This is a genomic window from Rhodopila sp., assembly GCF_965276935.1.
Taxonomy (GTDB): Bacteria; Pseudomonadota; Alphaproteobacteria; order Acetobacterales; family Acetobacteraceae; genus Rhodopila.
On record NZ_CBDIBS010000002.1, the window covers coordinates 979,750 to 1,005,509 of the forward strand.

The 25,760-nt window shown below is 64.4% G+C and carries 23 protein-coding genes; 11 read left to right on the forward strand and 12 right to left on the reverse strand.

All coding sequences use genetic code 11. The annotated features are described in order from the left end of the window. Positions 1-28: 28 nt before the first annotated feature. The 3 genes from ACQY4S_RS07535 to ACQY4S_RS07545 all read left to right on the forward strand — a co-directional run bounded on the left by ACQY4S_RS07535 (position 29) and on the right by ACQY4S_RS07545 (position 4,035). Positions 29-1,204: a polysaccharide biosynthesis/export family protein gene (locus ACQY4S_RS07535; protein ID WP_428484563.1), complete on the forward strand. Its 1,176-nt coding sequence runs from the start codon at positions 29-31 to the stop codon at positions 1,202-1,204. Positions 1,205-1,382: 178 nt separating this feature from the next. Continuing rightward, positions 1,383-2,216, forward strand: a complete 834-nt coding sequence (locus tag ACQY4S_RS07540) for an FkbM family methyltransferase (RefSeq protein ID WP_428484564.1) — start codon at positions 1,383-1,385, stop codon at positions 2,214-2,216. After that, a complete protein-coding gene (locus tag ACQY4S_RS07545; RefSeq protein WP_428484565.1) occupies positions 2,209-4,035 on the forward strand; it encodes a sulfotransferase in 1,827 nt (608 codons plus the stop codon). Before ACQY4S_RS07540 ends, ACQY4S_RS07545 begins: the two co-directional genes overlap by 8 nt. Here ACQY4S_RS07545 and guaA read toward each other — a convergent pair. Both guaA and ACQY4S_RS07555 read right to left on the reverse strand, forming a co-directional pair. Further along, positions 3,990-5,567, reverse strand: coding sequence for a glutamine-hydrolyzing GMP synthase (gene guaA, locus ACQY4S_RS07550; RefSeq protein ID WP_428484566.1), 1,578 nt, complete (start codon positions 5,565-5,567; stop codon positions 3,990-3,992). The genes ACQY4S_RS07545 and guaA overlap by 46 nt on opposite strands. Positions 5,568-5,688: 121 nt before the next feature. Next, complete coding sequence (locus tag ACQY4S_RS07555) at positions 5,689-6,669, reverse strand: hypothetical protein (RefSeq protein WP_428484567.1); 981 nt, start codon at positions 6,667-6,669, stop codon at positions 5,689-5,691. Positions 6,670-7,450: 781 nt separating this feature from the next. Here ACQY4S_RS07555 and ACQY4S_RS07560 point away from each other — a divergent pair. Then, positions 7,451-8,164: an RNA polymerase sigma factor gene (locus ACQY4S_RS07560; protein WP_428484568.1), complete on the forward strand. Its 714-nt coding sequence runs from the start codon at positions 7,451-7,453 to the stop codon at positions 8,162-8,164. A gap of 49 nt (positions 8,165-8,213) precedes the next feature. Here the strand turns inward: ACQY4S_RS07560 and ACQY4S_RS07565 are convergent, their stop codons facing one another. From ACQY4S_RS07565 to ACQY4S_RS07575, 3 genes are all read right to left on the reverse strand, one after another. Continuing rightward, positions 8,214-8,975 carry an SDR family NAD(P)-dependent oxidoreductase gene (locus tag ACQY4S_RS07565; RefSeq protein WP_428484569.1) on the reverse strand — a complete coding sequence of 254 codons (762 nt, stop codon included), beginning with the start codon at positions 8,973-8,975 and terminating at the stop codon, positions 8,214-8,216. Then, on the reverse strand, positions 8,972-10,576 hold the full coding sequence (locus ACQY4S_RS07570; protein WP_428484570.1) for a GMC family oxidoreductase: 1,605 nt from the start codon (positions 10,574-10,576) through the stop codon (positions 8,972-8,974). The genes ACQY4S_RS07565 and ACQY4S_RS07570 overlap by 4 nt, the downstream gene beginning before the upstream one ends. An 88-nt stretch (positions 10,577-10,664) precedes the next feature. Beyond that, entirely contained in the window at positions 10,665-11,717 is a 1,053-nt protein-coding gene (locus ACQY4S_RS07575) for a glycosyltransferase family 4 protein (RefSeq protein WP_428484571.1), read from the reverse strand. Between the two features lie 185 nt (positions 11,718-11,902). Here ACQY4S_RS07575 and ACQY4S_RS07580 point away from each other — a divergent pair, with 185 nt between their 5' ends. After that, positions 11,903-13,309, forward strand: coding sequence for an alpha,alpha-trehalose-phosphate synthase (UDP-forming) (locus ACQY4S_RS07580; protein WP_428484572.1), 1,407 nt, complete (start codon positions 11,903-11,905; stop codon positions 13,307-13,309). Positions 13,310-13,435: 126 nt separating this feature from the next. Continuing rightward, positions 13,436-13,726, forward strand: a complete 291-nt coding sequence (locus tag ACQY4S_RS07585) for a hypothetical protein (protein WP_428484573.1) — start codon at positions 13,436-13,438, stop codon at positions 13,724-13,726. A gap of 218 nt (positions 13,727-13,944) precedes the next feature. On the opposite strand, the gene ACQY4S_RS07590 is transcribed toward ACQY4S_RS07585, so the two are convergent. Together ACQY4S_RS07590 and ACQY4S_RS07595 are read right to left on the reverse strand one after the other, a co-directional pair. Continuing rightward, positions 13,945-14,811, reverse strand: a complete 867-nt coding sequence (locus ACQY4S_RS07590) for an SMP-30/gluconolactonase/LRE family protein (protein ID WP_428484574.1) — start codon at positions 14,809-14,811, stop codon at positions 13,945-13,947. 13 nt (positions 14,812-14,824) lie between these two features. Continuing rightward, positions 14,825-16,402 (reverse strand): ABC transporter substrate-binding protein, encoded by a 1,578-nt coding sequence (locus tag ACQY4S_RS07595; protein WP_428484575.1) that lies wholly within the window; start codon positions 16,400-16,402, stop codon positions 14,825-14,827. Between the two features lie 24 nt (positions 16,403-16,426). Between ACQY4S_RS07595 and ACQY4S_RS07600 the strand changes: the two genes are divergently transcribed. Continuing rightward, on the forward strand, positions 16,427-17,110 hold the full coding sequence (locus tag ACQY4S_RS07600) for an HD domain-containing protein (protein WP_428484576.1): 684 nt from the start codon (positions 16,427-16,429) through the stop codon (positions 17,108-17,110). 17 nt (positions 17,111-17,127) lie between these two features. Further along, positions 17,128-18,108: a Gfo/Idh/MocA family protein gene (locus tag ACQY4S_RS07605; protein ID WP_428484577.1), complete on the forward strand. Its 981-nt coding sequence runs from the start codon at positions 17,128-17,130 to the stop codon at positions 18,106-18,108. 128 nt (positions 18,109-18,236) lie between these two features. On the opposite strand, the gene ACQY4S_RS07610 is transcribed toward ACQY4S_RS07605, so the two are convergent. Beyond that, positions 18,237-19,088, reverse strand: a complete 852-nt coding sequence (locus ACQY4S_RS07610) for an SDR family NAD(P)-dependent oxidoreductase (RefSeq protein ID WP_428484578.1) — start codon at positions 19,086-19,088, stop codon at positions 18,237-18,239. Between the two features lie 237 nt (positions 19,089-19,325). Beyond that, positions 19,326-19,745: a hypothetical protein gene (locus ACQY4S_RS07615; protein ID WP_428484579.1), complete on the reverse strand. Its 420-nt coding sequence runs from the start codon at positions 19,743-19,745 to the stop codon at positions 19,326-19,328. Between the two features lie 57 nt (positions 19,746-19,802). On the opposite strand from ACQY4S_RS07615, the gene ACQY4S_RS07620 reads away from it, so the two are divergent. Next, positions 19,803-20,033, forward strand: a complete 231-nt coding sequence (locus ACQY4S_RS07620) for a hypothetical protein (RefSeq protein ID WP_428484580.1) — start codon at positions 19,803-19,805, stop codon at positions 20,031-20,033. Beyond that, complete coding sequence (locus ACQY4S_RS07625) at positions 20,014-20,484, forward strand: YbaK/EbsC family protein (RefSeq protein WP_428484581.1); 471 nt, start codon at positions 20,014-20,016, stop codon at positions 20,482-20,484. The genes ACQY4S_RS07620 and ACQY4S_RS07625 overlap by 20 nt, the downstream gene beginning before the upstream one ends. A gap of 40 nt (positions 20,485-20,524) precedes the next feature. Here the strand turns inward: ACQY4S_RS07625 and ACQY4S_RS07630 are convergent, their stop codons facing one another. Both ACQY4S_RS07630 and ACQY4S_RS07635 read right to left on the reverse strand, forming a co-directional pair. Continuing rightward, positions 20,525-20,989, reverse strand: a complete 465-nt coding sequence (locus ACQY4S_RS07630; RefSeq protein ID WP_428484582.1) for an SAM-dependent methyltransferase — start codon at positions 20,987-20,989, stop codon at positions 20,525-20,527. A 207-nt stretch (positions 20,990-21,196) separates the two neighbouring features. Then, complete coding sequence (locus ACQY4S_RS07635) at positions 21,197-22,681, reverse strand: aldehyde dehydrogenase family protein (RefSeq protein ID WP_428484583.1); 1,485 nt, start codon at positions 22,679-22,681, stop codon at positions 21,197-21,199. A 297-nt stretch (positions 22,682-22,978) separates the two neighbouring features. Here ACQY4S_RS07635 and ACQY4S_RS07640 point away from each other — a divergent pair, with 297 nt between their 5' ends. After that, entirely contained in the window at positions 22,979-23,986 is a 1,008-nt protein-coding gene (locus ACQY4S_RS07640) for a hypothetical protein (protein ID WP_428484584.1), read from the forward strand. A 185-nt stretch (positions 23,987-24,171) separates the two neighbouring features. Here the strand turns inward: ACQY4S_RS07640 and ACQY4S_RS07645 are convergent, their stop codons facing one another. Further along, complete coding sequence (locus tag ACQY4S_RS07645) at positions 24,172-25,668, reverse strand: aldehyde dehydrogenase family protein (protein WP_428484585.1); 1,497 nt, start codon at positions 25,666-25,668, stop codon at positions 24,172-24,174. Between the last annotated feature and the right edge of the window lie 92 nt (positions 25,669-25,760).

Genomic DNA, 25,760 nt, shown 5'->3' on the forward strand with positions numbered 1-25,760 from the left:
AAGCAGGTGACTTTCAGGATCGCATGATATGGACCATCTACCGCGGCGGGCACTGCCTTGGCTGACCCTGCTCAGCGCACTCGCACTTGCGGGTTGTGCCGCGTTACCTGCAAGCGGGCCGGAGGAGCGCGACATCCTCAAGAGCGCGCGGACCGAGGCCAATCAGCTTGGCTTCCGCATCGTGGATGTCGATGCCAACACGACAGCAGCACTCGCGCGTGATAACGGCAGCGAGTTTGCAACGATCGGTGCGATGAGCGCGCCGGGGCGGGTGGACGAGATTGGCCCGGGCGACGTGCTGTCCATCTCGGTCTTCGAGATCGGCAGCGGCCTGTTCGCTGGAACCGGCGCCGCGGCGGCCCAGGCACAGCCTGGTTCGGCCGGCATCTCCACCAGCGCCACACGCGAAAACCTGCCGCCCATCGAGGTCGGCCTCAACGGCTTTATCAGCTTTCCCTACGTCGGCCGCGTCCGCGCCGCCGGGCGCACCGCAACCGAACTGCAGGACGAACTTGTCAGCGGCCTGCGCAGCCACTCGCAAGACCCGCAGGTCGTGGTGGAGATCAGGCGCAACGTCTTCAACACCATCGTCGTCTCGGGCGAGGTGCACAAGCCGGGACCCGTGCCTCTCACGCTCGCACGTGAGCACCTGCTCGACGCGATCGCGCTGTCCGGCGGCCCCACCCATCCGCCGCAGGACATGGTCGTGGACCTGATACGCCACGGCAGGATGACCGAGGCATCGCTGGAGCAGGTGCAGCAGGATATGGCTCTCAATGTGCCGATGCGGCCGCAGGATCGGGTGCAGTTGATCTACCGCCCGCGCAGCTTTACGCTGATGGGAGCAACAAAAGTGGCGGAGTTGCCGTTTACCGCCGACCGGGTCAGCCTCGCCGAGGCGCTCGCCCGGGCCGGCGGTCCACTTGATGAGCGCGCTGATCCAAACGCCGTCTTCCTGTTTCGCTACGAGCCGCCGTCGATCGCACGTCAGGTCGGGGTCGTCAGCGACGCACCGCGGGTGCCGATCATCTACCACCTCGATATGATGAACACGAACAGTTACTTTCTTGCGCAACGATTTGCCATGCGCGACAAGGATCTGATCTACATTGCCAATGCCCGCACCAGTCAAATCGGCAAATTTCTCGGCTTGATCAGTGGGTTGTTTACGCCCGCTATAGTTGCGCGAACGGTTCAACAATAGGTGACGGAGCCTGTTGGCCTCGCGAAAATCGGGCGGCAAAAGGCGGCGTGAGCATTGCCATGAGAGTTGCTCGGTGACCGACGCAAGGTATCAAAGCCATATAAAAACGGCGACTTGGTCTGTTGCCTGGGCTGTCATACGGATTTATTAGATTGCGCCCATCGTCGAAAGCGCAATCATGGACTCCGCTACAGAAGCCTTCACGGCATCCCTGACCACAAGACCAATCGCGTTCAGGTTGGGGGATAGTGCTCACCTCGACTACATTGCCGGTTTAGTGCGTGAACACGGACTTTCATCTTACGAGGCGCCTTTACCGGACCTGATGGCGTGGCTGGTGCGTTCGTCAAGCGGGTTCATGCTCGACGTCGGTGCGAACACCGGCCTGTTTACCCTGTTGGCTGCCGCCGCCAACCCGGCGATCAAGGTCTGCGCCTTTGAACCGCTTGAAAACGTCAACAAGGCTCTTCGAGCCAACGTCGCGCTTAATCAACATCTTGCCAACCGGATCAACGTCTATCAGTTGGGGCTGTCGAATACCGCGGGAACATTCGACTTCTACGAAACCATTAACGACCATGGCCTCATTACCACGAGTTCATCGCTGGAGCTTGAGCACGCTCAACAGGTTGGAACGTATCGAAAGCAGGTCATCATCACCGAGACGATGGACGGCTGGGCGAACCGGCTGGAAGGCGGCAGGATCTCGATCATCAAGATTGATGTGGAAGGGCATGAGTACGCGGTGATCGAAGGCGCTCGTGACACGATCGCCCGCAACCGGCCCTTCATTACCATCGAGGTCCTCGGCGAATCACGCGTCGACCGCATCAACGAACTGCTGTTCGAGAGGAGTTACCTCGACTTCGTGATCACGCCTGCCGCGCTTCGTCAGTGCTTGTCGGTCCGCCATCATGCGGACGGTTGGAACCATCTGCTCTGCCCGTCCGATCAGGTTGCATTTCTGCTTCAGGGCTGCCGTGAGCTCAATCTTGGAATCGAACTTGGCTGAGGCGTCGGATCGAGCACCTTGCGGCGATTTGTCGGCCCTTCTGCATCATGCCTGCGCTCTGGCGGCTACCGACTTCGCGGCAGCCGTCGCCTGGCTCCAGGCAAAAGTTGCGACGACGCTCCCGGCCGAGGTCATGACGTTTGTCGGCAAGCGGTTGTCGATTGCCGATCCTGGTGCGATCGCGTGCACGATCTATCTGCTCGCGCAGGCCCATTCCGCTGATCTGGCCGCCGCCGCCGGCTGGCATGCCCTGGAACTTGGCTGCGACGACGATCAGGTGATCATCGCGCTTGCCGACGTGCTGCAGGTGCAGACCAGTCCTCGGCAGACAGCGCCCGTCATGATGCGCCAGCGGTCCCTTGAGCATCGCTCGGCCGCTTTCCTGATCAAGCTGGCTGACCATTATCGAACAAGTGGACAAGGCTTCCTCGCCGAGGACTTCCTGCGTGGCCTGGTGCGGCGTGGCCGCAACGACCTTGTACTTCGCCTGGCTGAACATTGGTTTGAATCGCAGGATTGGCGCTCAGCCCGCGAACTGCTGCGACGGCTGGCACTCGACCAGATGACGCCGTACACCGTCTACCTGACGGGGCGGTGCTCGGTGTCGCTTCTGCTGGAAGATGAGGTTGTCGAGGCCGTTGAAATACTGCTGACCTTGCCGGATGTCGGTCGCAGCTACGCGGCCTTGCTGCAGTGCGTCTGGGCCTGGCGTGTGGGAGACCCCGCCGCCGCCGCAAGGTCCTGCCCCGACGGAGAGTTTCCGCCGCTCATGACAAGGGATGCCGCGGCGCTGCGTGCAGCGACAGTGGCGCCGCTGACCATCCCGCCGCGAACGTCCGCCGGCGTCTGGCGCGACATCGGCGCGCGCGGGAACTTGCCCAACATACTCGGCATCGGCATGCAGCGCACCGCCACGACATGGCTGTGGAAGCAGCTCCGCAAGCATCCCGATGTGCAGGCCAGAACCTTCAAGGAGCTGGCTTTCTTCAGTGGCCATTTCGACTCGCCGAACCGGCCTGGCAGTGATCTTCGTGATGCGGTCCTTGGCGAAGCGGGGGATCTGTATTGGCAAGGGCCGACCAGAAGCCTTCAGCACTATCGCGGCCTTTTCGAGGACACCAAGCGCTTCCGAGTAGATAACTCACCCGATTACGCCGAGTTGCCTGCGGAAGCCGTTGCCCGGGTGAGGGACATCCTCGGGCCGGATGTCAAGATCATCCTGTCTGTCCGCGATCCTGTCGATCGGTCATGGTCGAACCTGAAATACGACCTGACCTACACCGGCGAGCATCCCTTGAACTTCTCGTTTGCCCAGCGCACCGCTGCATTTTGCAGCGCGGCCACGTTGCGGCGCTGCGACTATGTGTCCGTGCTAGAAACCTGGCGCCGGTTCTTCACGAATATCAAAGTCCTGTTCGTCGACGACATCATCGCCCGGCCAGGTGATACGCTGGCCGACCTGAGCCGCTTCGTCGGCTTTGACAGCTCGATCGGCGATGACTGCGCGGCTCCGGTAAACATCACAGACAGTATAGACCTGCCGCGCGATGACCGCATGTTCTTGTTCGGACTGCACCAGCACACATACGACGCAGCAGAGGCGGTGCTGGGTGGTCCGGCGCTCGGTTGGCGCTCGCGGCAACGGGCGCTGCTGGATGCGGCCGCGGGACAAATGTCCGACAAGTCCCGCGCGGATTTGCGGACGACGTCAAATGGTGACAATGCGTTGGCTTACATGGGCGATCTTCGCGATGCGTCACGCAAGACGTCGGATCATTCCCACTCAATCGTTCCAGGCGGCTTGCTGGTAATGTCGTAGGTCACCCGATTGATCCCTCGCACTTCGTTGACGATCCGCCCGGCGACACGGGTCAGGAATGTCATTTCGAAAGGATAGACATCCGCTGTCATGCCATCCGTGCTGGTGACGGCGCGCAGGGCGCAGGCCATATCATAGGTGCGGCCGTCACCCATGACGCCAACAGTACGAACCGGCAGCAGGACAGCAAAAGCCTGCCAGATCAGGTCATACAGGCCGGCGGCACGGATCTCCTGCAGATAGATCGCATCCGCCCGGCGTAGCAGGTCGGCCTTCTCCCGCGTCACCGCCCCCGGTATGCGGATCGCCAGACCTGGGCCAGGAAACGGATGGCGCCCGACGATCGCCTCGGGCATGGCAAGCTCGCGGCCAAGCTCGCGAACCTCGTCCTTGAACAGTTCGCGCAGCGGTTCAACCAGCTTCATGCGCATCCGGTCCGGCAGGCCGCCGACGTTATGATGTGACTTGATCGTAACGGATGGGCCGCCGGTGAAGCTGACGCTTTCGATCACATCCGGATACAGCGTGCCCTGTGCCAGGAAGTCGGCGCCGCCAATGCGGACAGCCTCTTCGTCGAACACCTCGATGAACAGGCGCCCGATGGTCTTTCGCTTGGTTTCGGGATCGGTCACGCCCTCGAGTGCCGCGAGGAACAGATCGGCGGCATCGCGATGCACCAGCCTGATGTTGAACCGATCCCGGAATGTTTTGACCACCTGCTCCGCCTCGTTCTGCCGCAGCAGGCCGTGGTCGACGAAGATGCAGGTCAACTGGTCGCCGATCGCCTCATGGATCAGCACGGCGGCGACGGACGAATCAACACCGCCCGACAGCCCGCAGATCACCCGCCCCGAGCCGACCTGCGCGCGGATCCGGGCGATCTCCGTGGCGCGAAAGCCGGCCATGGTCCAACTGCCGGACAGGCCGGCGATGCGATGGGTGAAATTGCGCAGAAGCTGGGCGCCATCGGGTGTGTGCACGACCTCCAGGTGGAACTGCACGCCATAGAATTGACGAGCCTCATCGGCGATGGCCGCGAACGGCGCGCCTTCACTGGTGCCGATGACGCGGAAATCTGGCGGCAGGCGGGTGACCCGATCGCCGTGGCTCATCCACACCTGCTTGCGGCTGCCCTTGGCCCACACCCCCTCGAACAACGCGCAGTCGTCCGCTACGTCGACATGGGCGCGGCCGAACTCCCGATGGTGGTGCGGCTCAACGGCGCCGCCGAGCTGCTGGCACAGCAGCTGTTCGCCATAGCAGATGCCAAGGACGGGAACGCCCAGATTGAAGACCACCATGGGGGCCAGCGGCGCGGCCGTCTCATGCACCGAACCAGGGCCGCCGGACAGGATGATGCCGCGTGGCTGCCACGCGGCGATGCGGTCGGAGGCGGCACTGAACGGCCAGATCTCGCAATAGATGCCGGTTTCGCGCAGGCGGCGGGCGATCAACTGGGTAACCTGACTGCCAAAATCCAGGATCAGGATGCGCTCGGGCGTGTCGGCGGGATCAGGCAACGAATTGGTCATAATGGGCCTCACCAGCGCTTGATCCGGGGCCTTGGACCATGCCCGTCGCCGGATGACAAGCGCCAGGTGGCGACGATGCCCGCACCGGACATCGGACGGCGAGGCTTACTTTCCCGCTGTCTCAGCCGAATTCCATCCAGTGCAGCCCGTAGTACATCGCGATGAACCCGGCCAGCGACACCAGGTAGATCGCCGAGATCGCCGCCGCGTTGGCCAAAGGCGTCCGCTCCACCACTCCCAGCAGGCGCTGCAACGGCGATGCACCGCGTAGACACACCACGGCCAGGATGCCGACAATCAGGATGTGGCCAACCGCATCCAGATGGCCAAACTCGGGGATCGCGGCAAGGAAGATGGCGGCATAGGCGGCGGCGCTGAAGCGAACCAGTCCGCGGCCGGTCATCACGTGGAAGGCCAGCGTGAACTCCACGAAGCCTGCCACCGTGACGGCAAACGGCCAAGGAAAGCCGAATGCCAGGTCGGGGTGTTCGGCGACGATATAGAGCGTCCATTGCGGATAGACGAATTTTTCCACCGCGGTCCACATCAGGCCGAAGGCGAGCCCACCCGACACAAGCGGCACGAGCAGCGCAAGCGCACGCCGTCCGCGAATTGCGCTGATCGCCAGATACGCGGCGAGCGTCGGGAAAAACACATAGTCGGTCATGTGGAAGATGCCGAACAATGCGATTGCATAACCATAGAGAACGCAGATTCCAGCCGCGGCGAAAAGACAGCCGCGGCGCCAGGCGACCGACACGGCGATGGCGGCCTGCAACGGTCCCATCCACCCATTCGTGGCCACCAGTTCAGGCGTCAGGATGGCACTTCCATGCCCCCACGCCACCTTCGCTCCGTTGTCCCAGAGCAGCAGGAAAAACGCGCCGGTGGCGAGACGGATCAGTTTCTCCTCGAGATCGGCGTGCAATGGCCCGCTGGAGGCCAGTCGAGGCCAGCGCCTGGCGACCTCCCCGTCCGCCACGAATCCCAGAAAGATCATCAACAGGAAGCCGCCGCAGACAAGACCGAAGGTCGGTGTCAGGACACGCGTCAAGGCAATTGGCGCTTCGGTCGCATGGGCGATCGGGGAGAACCATTTCACGTGGGCGGATGCCTGCACGGGGAAAAGGCCGATGCCGGTTACGACGACGAACCACGCGGCCCACGCATTCCGTCGCCGAAGAAGCAGTAGTCGATTCGATGACATCAGAAGCGGAAGTCCGTCAGTGACTGCCCCCGCGATACGTCGCGGCTTGGGAAGGCGGATGTCTCCGGCTGTTCACGTTTTCCGGCGGTTGTGCGGACGATTGACGCGAGGGGCGACCACGCCTTCCGCCAATGCGGTCGACATTGCGTCCGCCTGCTCGCCCGCGTTTGATCAACCCTGACGCCCACACGTCACGAAGCGGTCCCGCCGGGCGCCAACGAACCGATCGTCAAGTGCCCATGTCGCATTGACTTCAGGTTGAGCCGCTCCTTGCGCCTACAGCTGAAAAATTTGCCGCGCGCGTGGCCGGCTGGTTGAAGCGGAGGCGGATAAAGCCGCGTCCGGCCAGCAGGAGCGGCCGTTCCGACGCGGGCTAAAGTTAGCAAAACGCAAGTCATTATCTGGTTTTTGTCGTATCGAAAAAACCTTTCATTACACATATATCCATCGTAACCAGACGATGGAAATATCAGAGAAGATGAGCATCAACTGGCTGCTTCATTTTGAAAAGGATCTTCACTTCGACTGATCTCCCACATACGGTGGTATTTTGACCTTATCTTGACGTCTTGCGCAAAGACATATCTAGTTCGCCTGCTCGAAGCATCCTGACATTTTCAACTGCGCTGCAGGGTTCACGGTCGTGCCAACCACGAGCAAGAAACCGGAGAGCCGCTTGCAGAATTATCAACGTCCACAAGCCCTCAATCCCACCATGAAGCACGAAGAAGACGCCGATGAGCTGGTGCGATTGATCCGGCGCGTCGCCGCAGGCGATCGGCGCGCGTTCCACCGCATCCATGATCTGGAGGCGCCGCGCCTGAACTCCGTGGCGCTGCGCATAACACGATGTGAGTTACTGGCCGCCGACGCCACTCAGGACGCATTTCTGCAGGTGTGGCGCCACGCCAGCCGGTTTGACGGCGGGCGGGGCAATCCGAAGGCATGGCTGGCCAGCCTGGTTCGCTACCGCGCGATCGACATCGTCCGCCGCAACGTCCACGAACGGCTGATGGATGACGTCCCGGAGCAGACGGATAACGCCCTGGACGCGCTCGAACAACTCACGGCCAAACAGGAACTGGCGATAGTGCGGGACTGCATCAGCAAGCTTGGCGCCGACCGACACAGGCTGCTGACCCTGGTCTTTGTCGAGGACCTTACATACGCCAACCTCGCGGAGCGACTGCAAGTGCCGCTCGGCACCGTGAAAAGCCGCGTGCGCAGCAGCCTGAGGTCGCTGCGCCTGTGTCTTCAGGAAGCGACGTGCGACGCGCCGGCGGGAGCTACGGCCAACAGCAAGTGCTTGGTAAAGGTTGCAACCCTCAAAGCCACATCGGAAAGTTCCGATCGTCTTGGAAGCCGCGCTAAGTCAAACCCTGCAAATTGACTTGCAGACCAACGCCAATGCCTGAACCCCTCGATCAAGCCGAACCTTGTCAGGCCAGAAAGACCCCGCCATTCACATGCAAGGTCTGGCCGGTGATGTAGCGCCCGTCCGGCCCCGCCAGGAACCGCACCGCGGCTGAAATCTCCTCCACCCTTGCCTTCCGCCCCAGCGGCACCCCCCGCTCCGTCAGACCGCTCGGCAATACCCCCGCCGAGGCGCCGCGCACCGTGTCCACCGCCCCGGGCGCGACGGAATTGCAGGTGATGCCCAAAGGTCCGAGCTCCACCGCCAAGGCCCGCATCAAGCCTTCCAGCCCCGCCTTTGACGCCGACACATGACAGCGGCTGGGCGTGCCGACATGGGTGGAGATACCCGACAGCGCAACGATCGCGCCGCCGCCGCGCCGGATCATATGCGGCACCACCGCTCGTGCCAGGATGAACGCGCCATCCAGGGCAACCGACAGGATTTCCCGCCATTCAGCCAAGCCCATCTGAAGGAACGGCGTCTGCCGCCGCAGGCCGGCGTTGCTCACCGCGATGTCGATGCCGCCGAATGCGGCGACCGCGTCCGCGACCATGCGTTCCGTCGCCGGCTGGTCGCTGACGTCGGCCAGATAACCAATCGCCTGACCGCCGGCGGCGTTGATCTCGCCCACCACCGCGTCCACCGCCGCCCGGTCACTGCGCCCGTTGACGATGACCGACGCACCGCGCAGCGCCAGATCCAGTGCGATCGTGCGTCCGATGTTCTTTCCCGCCCCGGTGACCAAGGCGATCTTGCCGGCGAACGTCTGCTCCAGGCTGCTCATGCGGCTTGCCGGATCATGTCCGCCCCCTTCTCCGCGATCATGATGACGGTCGCATTGGTGTTGCCGGACACCACCGTGGGCATCACCGAGGCATCGATCACCCGCAGCCCGTCCAGACCCTTTACCTTCAGTTGCTCGTCTACCACCGCCCTCGGTCCCGGCCCCATCATGCAGGTGCTGGTCTGATGGAAGGTGGTGCCGGCGGTGGCGCGGACATGCTCCAGCAGGTCCTCGTCCGTCCGCGCCTGAGGTCCCGGATAGACTTCCTCCCGCACCAGGCGCTGCATCGTCGGTGTGGCGAAGATCTTCCGCGTCACCCGCAGGCCGGCGATGATGGTGTCGCGATCGGCCTGCGTGGACAGGTAGTTCGGCTGCATCGCCGGCGGCTTGTCCGGATCGGTGGAGGTGATGCGCAGCCAGCCGCGGCTTTCCGGCCGGCAGGGAATCGCCACCAGGGTGCAGCCCGGAAACTTGTGCATTGGCTCGCCCACCTTCGGCGCGCTGCCGGCGAGGAACTGGTATTGCACGTCCGGGCTGTCCAGCTCCGGCCTAGTCTTGACAAACAGCCCGATCGGGCCAGCGCCGGTCATCAGCGGGCCCTTGCGCGCCAGAATCCACTCGGCGCCCGCATACAGGCGGCGCAGCCAGTTGTGGTAGATCTCGTTCATCGTCACGGTGCCGTCGACGCAGCGGCTGATGATGCGTCCGCCGATATGGTCCTGCAGGTTCTCCCCGACGCCGGGAAGCGCGTGCTTGACCTCGATCCCCAGCGATTGCAACAGGTCGCCCGGCCCGATGCCGGACAACTGGAGGATCTGCGGCGAGTTGATGGCACCGCCGCACAGCAGCACCTCCCGGCGCGCCGTGGCCCGCCGCAGCGCGCCGTTCTGGCTGTATTCAATGCCAACGGCGCGCCGGCCGTCCAGCAGCACCTTGCGGGTCAGCGCCCGGATTTCGATCGTCAGGTTGGACCGCGCCTTCACCGGATTGAGGTAGCCAACCGCGGCGGAGCACCGCCGCCGCCCCCTGACGGTCAATTGCAGCGGGCCGACGCCCTCCTGCTCGTTGCCGTTGAAGTCGGGGTTGTAGGGATAGCCGGCCTCCTGCGCGCCGGCGATGAAGGCGTCGTGCAGCGGGTGGTCGGTCTTCAGGTCGGAAACGCCGAGCGGGCCGCCTTCGCCATGCCAGGTGTTGGCGCCCTTCTCCTGGTCCTCGGCCTTGCGGAAATACGGCAGCACGTCGTCGTAGGACCAGCCGGCATTGCCGAGCTGCCGCCACAGATCAAAATCCTGGCGCTGGCCGCGGATGTAGATCAGCCCGTTGATCGAGGATGAGCCACCCAGCACCTTGCCGCGCGGCCAGGCGATGCGCCGGTTGTGCAACTCCGGCACCGGCTCGGTTTCGAAGTACCAGGCGACCTTCGGGTTGTAGACGTTGCGATAGAACCCGGCCGGGATGTGGATCCATGGATCGGTGTCCTTGCCGCCGGCTTCCAGCAGCAGGACGCGCGTGGCGGGATCGGCGGACAGCCGGTTCGCCAGGACGCAACCCGCCGAACCGGCGCCGACAACAATGAAGTCGTAGTCCTGCCCCTGGTCCATCCATCGCCCCCCGATTTGGTTCCGCAGTCAAGCGGAACGCCATCGGGTTGACCAGCCCCAAGGGTTCCTCGGGAACCAGAGTCCGGGATCAGGTCACCAGGCGCAGCGCCGGCCGTGCGCGGACCGCCAGGCGCCGATACTGCGCGACATAGTCTTCCGCCATGCGGCGGGCGGTAAACCGCTGCTCGAAGCGGGCGCGGATGGCGGCGGTGGAAAACCGGTCCAGATGCGACAACGCGGCAACCGCGGCGGCTTCATCATTGACGATGAACCCGGTGACACCGTCGTCGATCAGTTCAGGAACCGATCCGGCCGGGAAGGCAATGGTCGGGGTGCCGCAGGCCATCGCCTCGATCATCACCAGGCCAAACGGTTCGGGCCAATCGATCGGCAGCAGCAACGCCTTGGCGCCGCTCAGGAAGGCGGGTTTCTCGGCGTCGCCAATTTCCCCGATCATCTCGATCTGGTCACCGTCGATCAGCGGCCGGATGGTCGTTTCGAAGTAATCCTTGTCGGCGCGGTCCACCTTGGCGGCGATTTTCAGCTTGATGCCGGCCGCGCGCGCGATCCGGATCGCCCGATCGGGCGACTTTTCCGGACAGATGCGGCCGAGGAAGGCCAGATAGTCGCGCCGCAGCGGCCGAGGCGTCAGCAGGTCTGGTGGCAGGCCATGGTAGACCGTGCCGACGAAGTTCCCGTTCGGCATCGGCCGCCGCTGCGCGTCGGAAATCGACACCAGCGGCACATCCTCGAAACACCGATAGATCCGGCTGTGTTCGAGCAGGTCGAGCCGCCCGTGCAACGTGGTGATGAACGGCGTCGGCTGGCGGCTGAACAGCGAGAACGGCCAGTAGTCCAAATGGCAGTGCAGCACGTCGAACTCATGCGCCTGCTGATAGACGGTCTCCATCAGCAGCATCTGCGGCGCCATTGCATCCCGCAGGGTACTGTCGAAACGCAGGGCACAGGGCCAGACCGCTTCCAGTTTCGCCGCCGTCACTGAGTCGCCGCTGGCGAACAGTGTCACCTCGTGCCCCATCGCGACGAGTTCTTCCGTCAGGTACGACACCACCCGCTCGGTTCCGCCATAGGTGCGTGGCGGAACGGCTTCGCTAAGTGGCGCGATCTGGGCTATACGCATGGGGTGACTGCTCCCGTTCTGTTTGAACGCCAAGATGCGCGCGGGGTTTGGCTTTTTCGGGGCGGCGTTGCAGAGATCCCTCGTCATCACGGCGAAGTTATCGCGGCGTCGCCACCTGAGCTGCCTTGCTTGCGTTAATCGTCCTGGCATAGGCCCAGGACCATTGATAGGGAGGATGCTAACGGATGTCACGGCTGGTGGTCGTTTCGAACCGTGTACCACTGCCCTCGGAACGGGGTGCCAAGGCCGGTGGACTGGCCGTCGCACTGGCGGACGCACTGCAGCCCGGATCGTTGTGGTTCGGCTGGAGCGGCCGCCGATCCGCCCGAGGCGGCGGAACAACCCATATCCAGCGCGCCGATTCGATCACCTATGCGACAGTCGATCTGTCGGAGGCTGATTACAACAGCTTCTATGTCAATTTCGCCAACGGCGCCCTGTGGCCGCTGCTGCATTTCCGCCTCGGCCTGCTGGATTTTCACGTCGAGGATTATGCCGGCTACCGCGCAGTCAATCGACAGTTCGCCGCGGCGCTGGTGCCGTTGCTGCGCCCGGACGACCTGATCTGGGTGCATGACTATCACCTGATCCCGATGGCCGCAGAACTTCGCGCCTTGGGCGTGACCAACCGTATCGGCTTTTTCCTGCACACCCCCTTCGTTCCACCCGAGGTATTCTATGCCTTGCCGCGCGCGCCCGACCTGCTGGCCAACCTGTGTCGCTACGATGTCGTGGGCTTCCACACCCGAGGCTACCGTCGGGCGTTTCTCGACTGCGTCGCGCAAGGCCTGGGGGTGCATCCCGATTCAGACGGCCGCTTCGTCTGGTCCGGCCGTCCGGTGCGCGCCATCATCGATCCGGTCGGCATCGACGCCGATGCGTTCTCGGAACAGGCGGTCAAGGCGTCACGCGGCAACGACGCGCGGATGCTGCGCGACAGCCTGGGCGACAAGGCGCTGGCGATCGGCGTGGACCGGCTGGACTACTCCAAGGGTCTCAGCAACCGCTTCGTCGCCATCGGGCGTTTCTTCGCCAATTACCCGCAGCACCGCAAGCAGATCAGTGTCCTGCAGGTGGCGGCCCGTTCCAGGGAGGATCTAGGCGCCTATCAACGCCTGCGACGCGAGCTTGACCGGATTGTCGGCGAAACCAACGGCAAGTATTCCGAATTTGACTGGACCCCCTTGCGCTACATGACCCGTGCGGTGAAACGCGACACACTAGCTGGATTTTTCCGCCTGGCGCGCCTGGCCATCGTGACCCCTCTGCGCGACGGCATGAACCTGGTCGCCAAGGAATATGTCGCCGCACAGGACCCGGACGATCCAGGCGTGCTGATCCTGTCGCGCTTCGCCGGCGCGGCGGACGAATTGCCCGAGGCGCTGATCGTCAATCCCTATGATGCCGACGAGATCGCCGAGGCCATGCATCACGGCCTGTCGATGGACTTGGCGGAGCGGCGCGAGCGCTGGCGCAGCTTGCACAAAAACGTTTGCACCAACAACGCGCATCGCTTCTGCACGCTGTTCCTGACGCATCTGGCACGGGCCGACACCCAGCCGGAGCGTCCATCGCTGCGCGCGATCTCCTGACCAAAGGGCGCCGCCGCGCGCGATTTTCTGACCGGCTTGCCCCGATCACACTGGCGTAAGGCCGCTGCCACGACGCCATCAGATGTCCCATCTATCGGATCGATGGCATGACGAGGATTTTTCGCTGTGAAACGTCTGATGACTCCCTGCGCCTTGGTGATCGGCCTGTCGATGTCGCTCGCCGCGTGTTCCGACCCGTATAGCCCCGGCCAGCGTGCGTTGGGCGGCGGCGCGCTCGGCGGCGGTGCGGGCGCCGCGATCGGCGGCTTGGCCGGTGGCGGAGGCGGCGCACTTACCGGCGGCTTGCTGGGCGGCGCGATTGGCGCGGCCGGCGGCGCGGCCACGACGCCGGAACGGCCGGCGCCTCGCCAGCAGTCCCGTGACTATCCGCCACCGCCGCCGGCTTATCGGCCTTAGCGTGATCGCCTGAGGCTGATCCGGTCAGAAGGCGTGAATCACGCGATCAAACAATGAGTGATACCAGCGGCCTGAAGAGCCGACTGGTATGCGCGTGGGGTTGGTGGGGCGGCCGCGCGCGAAATCAATAAGATACCGATGGCCCGTTGACCCGCTGTGGGTCAACGGGCCGTCGGTATTAAAGCGCGACTCCTGGGTCAACCTGAACCAGTCGCGCTTTATGCCGCGAACAATCCGACCGGCGCGCCTTGCACCGGCGCCGTAGCGCGGAACAGCCCGCCCAACGTCGGAAACTCCGTCAGGACCGCGTCGGATTTGCCGTCGCGCAAGGATGTCACGTACAGCCAGTCCTTGGCGAAGCACGGCATTGTCGGCCCCGGCACCGGGAACGGCCACTTGCGCAGAAGCTGACCGGCCGGGCTGAAGCAATTCAGGCACCCAGCGGAAGGCGCCGCCGACCAGTAGTTGCCGTCCATGTCGGTGGCCGCGCCATCCGGTCGCCCCTCCGGATTGGTCAGCGTCGCCAGCACGCGATGGTTGTTCCGGCCGCCGCTGACGGGATCGAAATCCCACGCCTCGATCATGCCGGCGGTGGAATCCGAGTGGTACATAATGCGCCCGTCCGGCGACCAGGCAAGTCCGTTGGAGTTCATGTAGCCACTTTCCTGCGCCGTGATGTGACCATCGGCGGTGACCCGGTACAGCGTGGCGGTGTTCTGCCGCGGCGAATTTCCATCCAGGCTGCCGACCCAGAATGCGCCATCCGGCCCTACCTTCCCGTCGTTGAGCCGGTTGACCGACGGTTCCGCCACCTTCGGCGTCAAATCGTGGTGCGCCCCCGTGCGCGGATCGAACAGCACGACGTGATGGCGCTGGGCGACCACCAGCCTGCCGGAGCGGCACAGGCCAAAACTACCGACGACCTCGGCGAATTCCCAGCTCTCGCGTTCGCCGGTATCCACCGCCAGCGCGTTGATCCGCTTGCCGTCTATATCGCAGAACAGCACCCGCTGGTTCGCCGCGTCCCAGACAGGCGACTCGGCCACCTCGCAGCGCGCGTCCCAGACAAGCTCGAAATCGCTCATGGCCCGGTTTCCTTCATGTTCGCCTCAGGTTCCAGAACACCGGATTGCCCTTCAGGACGCCGGTCAGGTTCGCCCGGTAGGCGCTCGGCGCGAAATATTGACCCAAGGGGATATAGGGCACATCGATGAATGCCTGAAGCTGGAGCTGCCTGGCGATCATCTGTTGCGCCTCCGGGGTGGGAGCGGCGAACCAGTCGTCGCGCAGTGCCTCGATCCTGGGGCTGTCCGGCCAGCCGGGCGCCGCCTTTCGGCCGTTGCCACGCAGGAAGACATGGCCGGCTGGATTGACCATGTCCAGGCCGGACCAGCTTGTGTGAAACAGGCTCCAGCCGCCCTGCCCGACCGGCTCGGTCTTCACCCGCCGCTGCACCAGCGTCGCCCAGTCCATCGCCGGCGCCCCCACGTTCATGCCGATCTGGCGCAGCATGTCCGCCGTGATGTCCGCCAGGGCGCGGGCCGAGGCGATGTCGGTCGGCGTCAGGATCACCACCGTCTCACCCGCGTAGCCGGCCTTTGCGAGTTCGGCGCGGACCGCACCCAGATCGCGCGGGCCGGTCAGCGCCGCCATTCCCGCGGTGCTGGCCATTGGCGTGCCAGGGCAGAAATAGCCGACGCGGTCGCGCCACAGCGACGGATCGGTGCCGACCATGCCGATCATGTAATCCGCCTGGGACACCGCGCCGATAATCGCCCGCCTGATCGCCGGATTGTCGAACGGCGGATGAAGCTGGTTGAAGCGCATCGTCGCGACGAATCCGGTCGGCCAGACGGTTTCCACCGTCACGTCAGGCTGGCGGCGCAGCACCGGCAACAGGTCGGCGTCGGGACTGAGCCACCAGTCGACCTCGCCCTGCTGGATCGCGGCGGCGACCGTCTGCGGATCGGGGATGATGTGCCATTCCACCCGGTCGAAATGCGCGACCTTCGGACCGGCGGTGCCATCGGCCGTGCCGCCGGAGCGGGGTATGTAGTCGGTGTTGCGCTCGTAGACGACCAACGAACCGGCAACGCGTTCGTCGGGCTTGTAGCGATACGGCCCGCTGCCGACCATCTCCGTCACCTGGGTGAACGGGTCGGTCGCCGCCAGCCGCTCCGGCATGATCGGGCACAGGCTGGGCGAGGCTTTTCCCAGCGCGTCCGGCAGCAGGGAAAATGGCCGCTTCAGCCGGAACACCAGGGTGCGGTCGTCCGCTGCCGCAACCTCATCGCAGGCAGCCAGCAGCGCCTGGCCGAACCCGTCCCGCGCGCCCCAGCGCCGCACCGATGCGGCGGCGTCTCGGGCCAGAACCTTGCTGCCGTCATGAAAGCGCAACCCGTCACGCAGCGTGATCCGCCAGAGCCTGCCATCCGCCTCGCTGACCGCGCCTTCGGCCATCTGCGGTGACGCCTGAAACCGGGAATCCACGCCGAACAGCGTGTCGAACACCAGGAAACCATGGTCGCGGGTCTGGTAGGACGTGGTCCAGACCGGATCGAGGGAGGCCAGGTCGGCTTGCGGCACGACCTTCAGCACCTGTAAATCCTCCCCGCGCGCGATCGACGGCAGCGCCAACGCCACGCTGGCTTGCAGGATGCGGCGGCGGGTCGGCATGCTGCGGTCTCCGTTGGAGGGGTTATGCGAACAAGCGAGTTTGGTGATCAGGCGGGACTGGCGGAGCGGCTGTTGGCCGAACTGGGGCCAGGCGGAAACGATGGATCGCATGACCGCTCGCACCTGCTGCGGGTCTGGCGGAACGCGAAGGCGATTGCCGCAGGGGAAGTTGTCCTAGGGGAAATTGCTCCAGGGGAGCCGGGGTGCGACCAGGCGATACTGGCGGCGGCGGTCATACTGCACGATTGCGTGGCGGTGGAAAAGAACGCCCCTGACCGGTCCCGCGCCTCCCGCCTCGCCGCCGGCCGGGCGCGCGATATCGTCGGCCGCCTGGGATGGAACGCGGATCGCACCGACCGTCTGGCGCATGCGATCGAGGCGCACAGCTTCAGCGCCGGCATTACCCCGTCGACGATCGAGGCGCGCATTCTGCAGGACGCCGACCGGCTGGACGCGATCGGCGCCATCGGCATCGCCCGCTGCTTCTATGTCGCCGGCCGGATGGGTTCGGCGCTATACAGTCCGGATGATCCGGCCGCTTCGACCCGGCCGCTGGACGACCAACGCTTCGCACTGGACCATTTTGGCGCCAAGCTGTTCAAGGTGGCGGACGCCTTCCAGACCACCACCGGCCAAACGCTGGCCGATCAACGAACCCGCGCGATGCTCGGCTTCCATGAAGCGTTCCTGGCGGAAGTCGGCGGCTGAGGAAAAGGAGACACAAGATGCTACGTGCGGCGATCGTTGGCCTTGGCTGGTGGGGTCAGAATCTGGTCAACAGCGTCCGCGACAGCGACGCCATCCGCTTTACCACCGCCCACACCCGCACGCCGGACACCGTCGGGGCCTTCTGCGCCGATGCCGGCCTGACCTGGGTCGGCTCGCTGGACCGGATCCTGCAAGACCCGGGCATCGACGCCGTCGTCTTCGCCACGCCGCACCGCCAGCACATCGAGCAGGTGGTGCGGACCGCGCACGCGGGAAAACATGTGTTCGTGGAGAAGCCGTTCTCCCTGTCGGTCGCCGACGCAACGCAGGCCATTGCGGCGGCGGAGCAGGCCGGGATTGTTCTCGCGGTAGGGTTCAACCGGCGTTTCCATCCGTCGATGGGCCTGCTGCGAACAGCCGTGGCGGATGGCCGCTTTGGCACCTTGGTGACGATCAGCGCGGAGCAGACGGCGCGGCACGGGCTCGGCCTGACAGCGGATAGCTGGCGCGCGCAACCCGATGAGTCGCCGGCTGGCGCGATGACCGCGATCGGCGTGCATCTGGTGGACGGCATGATCGACCTGTTCGGTCCGATCCGTCAGGTCTACGCCCAGGTCGCCAGGCGAGCAGCGCCACATAGCGACGACACCACCGACATCCTGCTGCGGTTCGAAAACGGTGCATCGGGGCATATCGTCTGCTCGACCGCGGCAACCCCGCACTATCGCATGGCCATCTACGGCACGGACGCCTTCGCGGAGGTGCTGGGGCATCCAATGGACACGTTCCGGCTGATGCCGGCCTCAGGCGCACCGGTCGTCACCGAAACCCCGGGCTTCAGCATGCTGCGTGCCGAACTGGAAGCCTTCGCCGCCAGCATTGCCGCCAAGCAGCCGTTTCCAACGCCGCTGACCCAGATCCTGCACGGGGTCGCGGTGTTCGAGGCGGTACTGCGATCGGTGGCGAGCGGAGAACCCGCGGTGGTCGGCGGCGGCTGATAACCGCTACGGTATCGCATCGGCCAAGTAGAACGTGCGGTGATCGGATTGTTGCGCCTGACACGGCGCTCTCCGTCCCGCACGAGACTTGACCTCAACCGGCCAAGCCGCTCAATCGATTCGTCGGCTCATGCTTCCGAGTAGCCCGACCCCCGCGAGGTGACGCCCCGGCCCGTTGCCGATTCAATCCAGCCAAACTCCTTCAAAATCTGCTGACTATAGGTCACGCGGCCATTCACCTTGGCGGCTGGTTCGCTTGCCAGCAGCAGCGCCGCACGCGCCATCAGCATCGGAGGCTCGCCCTTCGGGTCGTCCATCCCGGTCACCAGCTTGTGGTGGATAGTGCCGGGCGTCGGCACCACCTGGGATGGTGAAACGGCGGCAACACTGATCTTTTCATACTGCGCCACTTCCTGCGCCAATCCCTGGGTGAAGCGCTCAAGCGCTGCCTTGGTGGCGCCGTACATCACGCCGCCGCGAACTGCCTGGTCCGCATACGGCCCCCGGCCCGGCCCGATAGCCGCCCCCGAACTGATGTTCACGATCGCCCCGGACCGGCGCGGGATCATGTCCGTCAGCACCGCCTTCGACAGAATGAACGGCGAGTGCACGTTCACCGCGAAGCAGCGAACCCAGCGATTGGTCGGATAGCTCTCGGTCGGCAGGTAGTAATTCAGCGCGGCGTTGTTCACCAGGATATCGATCGGCCCATACGCCTGACGCGCGGCCTCCACCAGCGCGAGGCAATCAGGTTCGGCGGAAACGTCGGCAATCACCGCCGTTGCCTCCCCACCCTGCTGCCGGATGAGATCCACGGTTCGGGCGAGCGAACCTTCCAACATGCGGTGCTCGCCTTCATTCATGGTCCGCGCTGCACAAACCACTCTCGCGCCTTCCGAGGCAAACAGTTCAGCGATCTGCTGGCCGATGCCACGGCTGGCGCCGGTGACAATCGCGACTTTCCCCGCAAGCTTGTTCATGATCCGCTTCCCCTTCTCAAGGGCACATCATCCCGCCATGTCCAATGGCATGCAACCGCACGGAGGGCTTGTTCAACGCGAACCCAGGCGAGCGTTTCGCATCGTCTGAATGAGCCGGCAATCAACGCTTCATTCCGTCAACCGTCGTCCACGGACCGCGAACAAAGCAGCAGGTCCAGGGGACTGCGGCCAGGCGGCCCGGCGTCCGCCGCCCGCGGCAGGCCGAACCGGCCGCGCCTACCGCGGCACCAGCACAACGGGCGGCGCGATATACACAGACGGAGCATAGGCGTACGGGACGTATGGCGGATAGCCGTAGTATCCAGGATAAAATCCATAGGGACCAAAGCCGCCTCGAAAGCCATAATATCCGGGATAGAACCCCGGTCGGCCGTAGCCATAACCATAGCCAAACTGGTAGCCGCCGCGATACCCATACCCACCGTAGCCACGATATCCACCGTAGCCGCCGTGATACCCCCCATAGCCGCCACCATACCCATGCCCACCATAGCCGCCGCCGTGGTATCCGGAGCCACCTCCATACCCGCCGCCGCCATGCCCTCCGGCCTGGGAGGGTGTCGGGGTCAACAGGGTGGCGGCTGCCGTCATCAGAACGCCGGCGGTCAACAGCCAGGTTCGAGCCAATCTCTGCATCGGTCTAGATCCTCTGGTGCACACCGCTGAAGCCGTCCATGCGCGACGGGTTCAGACATGATGGTTGATCTACAAGTAGATCCGCTGGATGCGAATTGCGTCAAGTGCCGCAACGGTAACAGTTCTTCCGGTCATCGCGCCTCCGCCGGCTTACAACGTCGCGAACAGGATGACGGGCGCTTGCCGTCCTGCCTCGGCTGGGTCTTTCGCCTGTTGCTTCGCACGGACTACTACAACCCGGCAGACTTCCACCTGCGGGAGGATATTCATGCGTTCGGCCACCAGTGAAGGCACACGCCGCGTCCAGGCGATCCTGGGCAATACATTCCATGTCCTGGAGTTCGAGCAGAGCACGCACTCCTCAGCCGGGGCCGCGGCGGCGGTCGGCTGCGACCTGGCTCGGATCGCCAAGTCGATGCTGTTCCGAACCGCGGACGGACAGCCGGTGCTGGTGGTGGCCTCCGGCGCGAACCGGGTGGACGAGAAGAAGGTCACCGCGCTGGTAGGCCGCAAGATCGTCCGTGCCGACCTGGACTTCGTGCAGCGGCATACCGGCTTCACGGTCGGCGGCGTGCCGCCGATCGGGCATGTCACTGTCCCTGTCACGTTCCTGGACCAGGACCTGGAACGCTACACGACGATCTGGGCCGCCGCCGGATCGCCAAACGCGGTGTTCGAACTGTCGCCGGCCGATCTGGCGCGGCTGACCGCCGCCGCCTTCACCGCGGTGGCCAAATGAGCGCTACAGCGCGCCGATTTCCGTCCTGGCAGCCCGCGCTCTATCCGCTGGCGCTCGCGCGATCGGGTTTCAGGTCGAGCAGTGGCGTGCCGTCGAGGCAGTCCAGGCCGCGCACCCGCAGTGTCGCCCCTTCGACCGCCACCAGTTCGACGATCGAGGAGGCGATCGGGTTCGGCCGAACCGGTGATCGCAGGGCGAAACTTCCCGTCGTCCGCCCCGTGCGCAACGGCGTTTGCAGCACCAGATCCCGCCGCGCGTAGTGCATCCAATACAGCACCTGGATACGCCGGTGATCGGCGATATCCGTCAGCGCCTGGCACCAGCGCTTGTCGATGACGATCGAGCAGACCGGCCCCTCCATGCTGCCCCGCTTGGGGCACGCGCCGCGCGTCCGCCACGGCGTGTGAATGGTGCCGATGAAGTATACCTCGGCATTGGTCGACGGCGGAAGGTCCACCGCGACTTCACCCGGACGCAGGTCGGTGTCGGCAGGTTGATCGGTCATCGCGGAATGGTGCCAGCCAATATGCCATCAAGTCCAGATAGCCTGTGGTGTTCAGCAAAATGCCGATGCCGCCAAACCAAGACCGGCGCGCCGGCCTGCTCCACGGCCGAAGCCATTGGAGCAACCGGTCATCAACTATGCAGGCATGCGCCATTCTTCAGCGCATCACCCCTCCCATGGGTGGGAGGGGCTTTACGCTCCGCGATCTCAATCCGTCTTGATCCAGACCGACTTCACATTCAGGTATTCTTCCAGGTGCTGCACACCGGATTCACGGCCATAGCCGCTCATTTTATAGCCACCGAACGGCACCGCCGGGTCCATCGCCTGATAGCAGTTGATCCAGACCGATCCGGCACGGATCGCCTTCGCCAGACGGTGCGCCTTGCCGACATCGCGGGTCCAGACGCCGCTGCCCAGCCCGAACTGCGTCTTGTTGCCGCGCTCGATCACCTCCTCGATGTCAGTGAACGGAATGGCGGAGATCACCGGTCCGAAGATTTCCTCCTGTGCGATACGCATGTCGTCGCGCACATCGGCGAACACCGTGGGCGGCACGAAATAGCCCTTCGACAGCGCGCCATCGGTCAGCCGCTCCCCGCCTGACATCGGGCGCGCGCCTTCCTGCCGGCCGGTACTCAGATAGCCGGTCACCCGCGTCAGTTGTTCCTCGGACACCAGCGGCCCGACCTGGGTGTCCGGATCGCTGCCATCGCCCACCCGCAACGTCTTGCTGAAGTCGGCGACCTTTCCCACGAACTCGTCGTAGATCTTCTGCTCGACGAACAGCCGCGTGCCGGCACTGCAGATTTGGCCGGAGTTGGCGAAGACCGCCATGCCGGCGCCAGGAACCGCCTGGCTCAGGTCGGCATCGGCGAACACGATGTCCGGCGACTTGCCGCCAAGTTCCAGCGACACGCGCTTCAGATTGCCGGCGGAGGCGCGGATGATCGCCTGTCCCGTCAGGTGCGATCCAGTGAACGCCACCTTGTCCACGTCGTGATGCGATGCCAGCGCGGCACCGGCGGTCTCGCCGTAGCCGGGCACGACATTCACCACGCCAGGCGGCACGCCGGCCTCCAGGCACAACTCGGCCAGGCGCAGCGCCGTCAACGGGGCTTCCTCGGCCGGCTTCAGCACCACGGTGCAGCCGGTGGCCAACGCCGGGCCGATCTTCCAGATCGAGGCGGTCAACGGGCCGTTCCACGGAATGATCGCGCCGACCACGCCGACCGGCTCCTTCAGCGTGAAGGAAACCATTTCGCCGGGCAGCGAATTCTCGATCGTTTCGCCATGCAACGCCGTCGCCATGCCGGCGTAGAAGCGCAACATGCCGAGCGCACGGGCGCGGTTGGCGCGGGTGCGGGTAATCGGGGCGCCCATGTCGAGCGTGTCGAGTGCTGCAAGTTCCTCGATATCGCGCTCCACCAGGTCAGCCAGCTTCAGCAGCAGACGCTGCCGTTCGGCCGGCTTGGTTTTGCGCCAGGGGCCGTTGAAGGCCGCACGCGCCGCGGCGACCGCGCGGTCGATGTCCTCGACGTCGCCCTCGGCGACCTGCGCGAGGATCTCACCCGTGGCCGGATTGCGGGTTTCGAAGGTCTTGCCGGACGTGGCTTCCAGCCACTTGCCGCCGATCAGCATGCGCTTCGTCTTGCCATCCAGGAACGGATGCTTCTGCAGCATGACGTTCATCAGCTTGCTCTCCCATGGAATCAGCACGGCGTCGATCGCAGCGCTATTCCCGATTTGATACAGCGAAGGCTTCGCGGAGTCCACCCGCCGAACCCGGATCAGCGGCGCCGCCGCGCCGACCACGGACCAGGCGTGGATCAGATTGCTGTCATCAACGCCTGGGATAAGGTCTGCTCGCGGCCGCCTTGCTTTGGACAATTGTCCTGCACCAAAACGTACATCGGATTGCCTCATATTGCGGAACTCGATCATGGCGCTATTATCGGATGTGCATAACGAATGATACCTGGGGGCGTGATGAGCAATTTGTCGCTTGGCGACGATCTTCTGTCGGACATTTATCGACTGGAAGAGTCGGCCGCGGGGTTTCTGTCCTATCTTGGCTTGTCATACGCACCCGTTCTGCTTGACGGCAACGTCGCCGATCCGGGGATCTATAATCTTCCAAAGCTGACGCCTACCACAACAGAGTCCGTGACCTATACCGCTGCGGGCACGCCGGTCAGTGATACCTATACCGGAACGACCTTATGGAATCTGCTGCAGGACGCCGGGGGCGTAACCACCACCGCGGGCAAGAACGACATCCTGAGCAAGTTTGTCGTGGCGACCGGTGCCGATGGCTATAAAGCGGTGTTTTCCGTGGGCGAAATTGATCCGGCGTTCGGCAACCAACCCGTGCTGGCCGCCTATCGTGATACCGCCGGTCAGCTTGGCGTGAATGGCGACCAGGGATTGGCCAGGATCGTGGTGCCAGGCGACGCAGCGGGTGGACGCTATGTGTCGGAACTGGTCAGCCTTCAGGCGGGTAGCCTGCCGGAGCCTGGGCCCACCGGCAGCGGCGGGATCTCCGCCCAGGCGATGTTGAGTGGAAAACTGGCTGATCCGACAATCATCACACCTGAAACACTTTCGCGGCTGAACCAGTCATCGACCGAAACCGCAACCTATCTGTCCGGTGCTGGTCAGGTCTCCGACACTTACACAGGCGTTTCTCTCTGGTCCTTGATACAGGATGCCGGCCTGATGACTGATCCGTCCATCAAGAACGATCTGCTGCGCTACGCTGTGGTTGCGACCGGCAGTGACGGCTACCGGGCATTGATTTCCCTGGGTGAAATCGCGCCGACGTTTGGTCATCAGCAGGATATCGTCGCCTATGCCGATACCGGCGGTCAGCTTGGTCCCGGTGGCAGTGATGGCGCCCTGCGGCTGGTGCTTCCCGGTGACGTTGCGGGGGGACGCTATGTGTCCAACCTCGTCAGCCTGCAGGTGATTGATGCAACGGCTTTGCACCATGTCTGACGGGCATCGCGACTCCTTGACATCCGGATCACGTCGTCGAAGCGGCCGGTCTGGCAATGAAGGGCCGTCGGCATCCGAACCGGGATAAAGCGCCAGGATGCCGCGCCATACATCTGAACGCGCTTTGTCCTGCTATTCAGGAAGTCAGGCGAAGCGGGCGGACATCGCCGCCCGCTTCGCACCCGTCACAGCGCCGCCGTGACGGCCTTGACCTCGGTGTAGTTGTGCAACACTTCCTCGCCCATCTCGCGGCCCCAGCCGGACTGCTTGTAGCCACCGAACGGCAGCGACGCATCGAACACGTTGTGGCAGTTGATCCACACCGTGCCGGACCGGATGCGGCTGGCCAGCTTGTGGGCGATTCCGCCATTGCGCGTCCAGACACTGGCCGCCAGCCCATAGATCGTGTCATTGGCCTGCTTGGCGATCCGCTCCAGATCGTCATCGTCGAACGGCTGAGCAACGAGCACTGGCCCGAAGATCTCGTCCTGCACCACCTTCATGTCGGACGTAGTGTTCTCCAACACTGTTGGCGCAACGAAGTAGCCCAGGTTGCCGACCCGGTTGCCGCCGACCGCGACATGCGCGCCGGATTGCCGGCCATCCTCGATGTAGCCTGTCACCCGGGTGAACTGCTCGTCTGACACCAGCGGTCCCATTTCCGTCGCCGGATCAAGTCCCGGCCCGACCTTGATGTTTCCGGCGATGTCGGAAATCCCGCCGACGACGCGATCATACACCGACTTGTGCGCGAACAGCCGCGAACCGGCGCAGCAGGCCTGTCCGTGATTGAAGAAGATCCCGCTCGCGGCGCCGGGAATGGCGACATCCAGATCAGCGTCCGCCAGGATGATCGCCGGCGACTTGCCGCCGAGCTCCAGCGACACTTTCTTCAGGTTGCCGGCCGCCGCCTGGACAATCAGCTTGCCGACCTCGGTCGAGCCGGTGAAGGCGATCTTGTCGACATCCGGATGCGCCGCCAGCGCCGCCCCGGCGGTCTCTCCGAAGCCGGTCAGGATGTTGACGACGCCGGCTGGGAACCCTGCCTCCAGCACCAGCTCCGCCAACCGCAACGCGGTCATCGGCGTCTGCTCCGCCGCCTTCAGCACCACCGTGCAGCCCGCGGCCAATGCCGGCGCCAGCTTCCACGCCGCCATCAGCAGCGGAAAATTCCACGGGATGATCTGCCCGACCACGCCGATCGGCTCGCGCACCGTGTAGGACAGGTATTCGCCCGGCAACGACAGCGGCAGCGTGGAGCCGGTGATCTTGGTCGCCCAACCGGCCATGTAGCGGAACATGTCGACCGCCAGCGGCAGGTCGGCGGCGCGTGCCACCGCGTATGGCTTGCCGTTGTCGATCGACTCCAGCTCCGCCAGTTCCTCTAGGTCGCGCTCCATTAGGTCGGCCAGCTTCCACAGCAGCTTGCCGCGCCCGGACGGGCCGATCTTGCGCCAGCGTCCATCCTCGAACGCCAGGCGAGCGGCGGCGACCGCCCGGTCCACGTCCGCCTTGTCGGCTTCCGGCACATTGGCGATCACCGTCCCGGTGGCCGGATTGTACACCGGAAACGTCTTGCCGGATGCCGCCGGAAGCAGCTTCCCGTCGATCAGCAGTCCGGCCTGCCGGCCAAGAAATTCGCCCGCGTAGCGCAGCCTCGGGTCAAGCGCGATGGCGTCCATGTTGCCTCCTCCATTGGTTTGTTGTCGTGGTCAATCTTGGGCAGCGGCGGCGAACAGCCCTTGGCAGACGCGTTTCGCTGCGCCACTATCGC

Excerpts from the sequence above, each read along its gene's own strand:
- ACQY4S_RS07535 (WP_428484563.1), top strand. The coding sequence starts at position 29 with ATGGACCATCTACCGCGGCGGGCACTGCCTTGGCTGACCCTGCTCAGC.
- ACQY4S_RS07620 (WP_428484580.1), top strand. The coding sequence starts at position 19,803 with ATGATGGTTGATCTACAAGTAGATCCGCTGGATGCGAATTGCGTCAAG.
- guaA (WP_428484566.1), bottom strand. The coding sequence starts at position 5,567 with ATGACCAATTCGTTGCCTGATCCCGCCGACACGCCCGAGCGCATCCTG.
- ACQY4S_RS07595 (WP_428484575.1), bottom strand. The coding sequence starts at position 16,402 with ATGCCGACCCGCCGCCGCATCCTGCAAGCCAGCGTGGCGTTGGCGCTG.
- ACQY4S_RS07645 (WP_428484585.1), bottom strand. The coding sequence starts at position 25,668 with ATGGACGCCATCGCGCTTGACCCGAGGCTGCGCTACGCGGGCGAATTT.
- ACQY4S_RS07570 (WP_428484570.1), bottom strand. The coding sequence starts at position 10,576 with ATGGACCAGGGGCAGGACTACGACTTCATTGTTGTCGGCGCCGGTTCG.
- ACQY4S_RS07590 (WP_428484574.1), bottom strand. The coding sequence starts at position 14,811 with ATGAGCGATTTCGAGCTTGTCTGGGACGCGCGCTGCGAGGTGGCCGAG.
- ACQY4S_RS07580 (WP_428484572.1), top strand. The coding sequence starts at position 11,903 with ATGTCACGGCTGGTGGTCGTTTCGAACCGTGTACCACTGCCCTCGGAA.
- ACQY4S_RS07640 (WP_428484584.1), top strand. The coding sequence starts at position 22,979 with ATGAGCAATTTGTCGCTTGGCGACGATCTTCTGTCGGACATTTATCGA.
- ACQY4S_RS07575 (WP_428484571.1), bottom strand. The coding sequence starts at position 11,717 with ATGCGTATAGCCCAGATCGCGCCACTTAGCGAAGCCGTTCCGCCACGC.
- ACQY4S_RS07630 (WP_428484582.1), bottom strand. The coding sequence starts at position 20,989 with ATGACCGATCAACCTGCCGACACCGACCTGCGTCCGGGTGAAGTCGCG.
- ACQY4S_RS07605 (WP_428484577.1), top strand. The coding sequence starts at position 17,128 with ATGCTACGTGCGGCGATCGTTGGCCTTGGCTGGTGGGGTCAGAATCTG.
- ACQY4S_RS07635 (WP_428484583.1), bottom strand. The coding sequence starts at position 22,681 with ATGAACGTCATGCTGCAGAAGCATCCGTTCCTGGATGGCAAGACGAAG.
- ACQY4S_RS07610 (WP_428484578.1), bottom strand. The coding sequence starts at position 19,088 with ATGAACAAGCTTGCGGGGAAAGTCGCGATTGTCACCGGCGCCAGCCGT.
- ACQY4S_RS07600 (WP_428484576.1), top strand. The coding sequence starts at position 16,427 with ATGCGAACAAGCGAGTTTGGTGATCAGGCGGGACTGGCGGAGCGGCTG.
- ACQY4S_RS07625 (WP_428484581.1), top strand. The coding sequence starts at position 20,014 with ATGCGTTCGGCCACCAGTGAAGGCACACGCCGCGTCCAGGCGATCCTG.
- ACQY4S_RS07615 (WP_428484579.1), bottom strand. The coding sequence starts at position 19,745 with ATGCAGAGATTGGCTCGAACCTGGCTGTTGACCGCCGGCGTTCTGATG.
- ACQY4S_RS07565 (WP_428484569.1), bottom strand. The coding sequence starts at position 8,975 with ATGAGCAGCCTGGAGCAGACGTTCGCCGGCAAGATCGCCTTGGTCACC.
- ACQY4S_RS07540 (WP_428484564.1), top strand. The coding sequence starts at position 1,383 with ATGGACTCCGCTACAGAAGCCTTCACGGCATCCCTGACCACAAGACCA.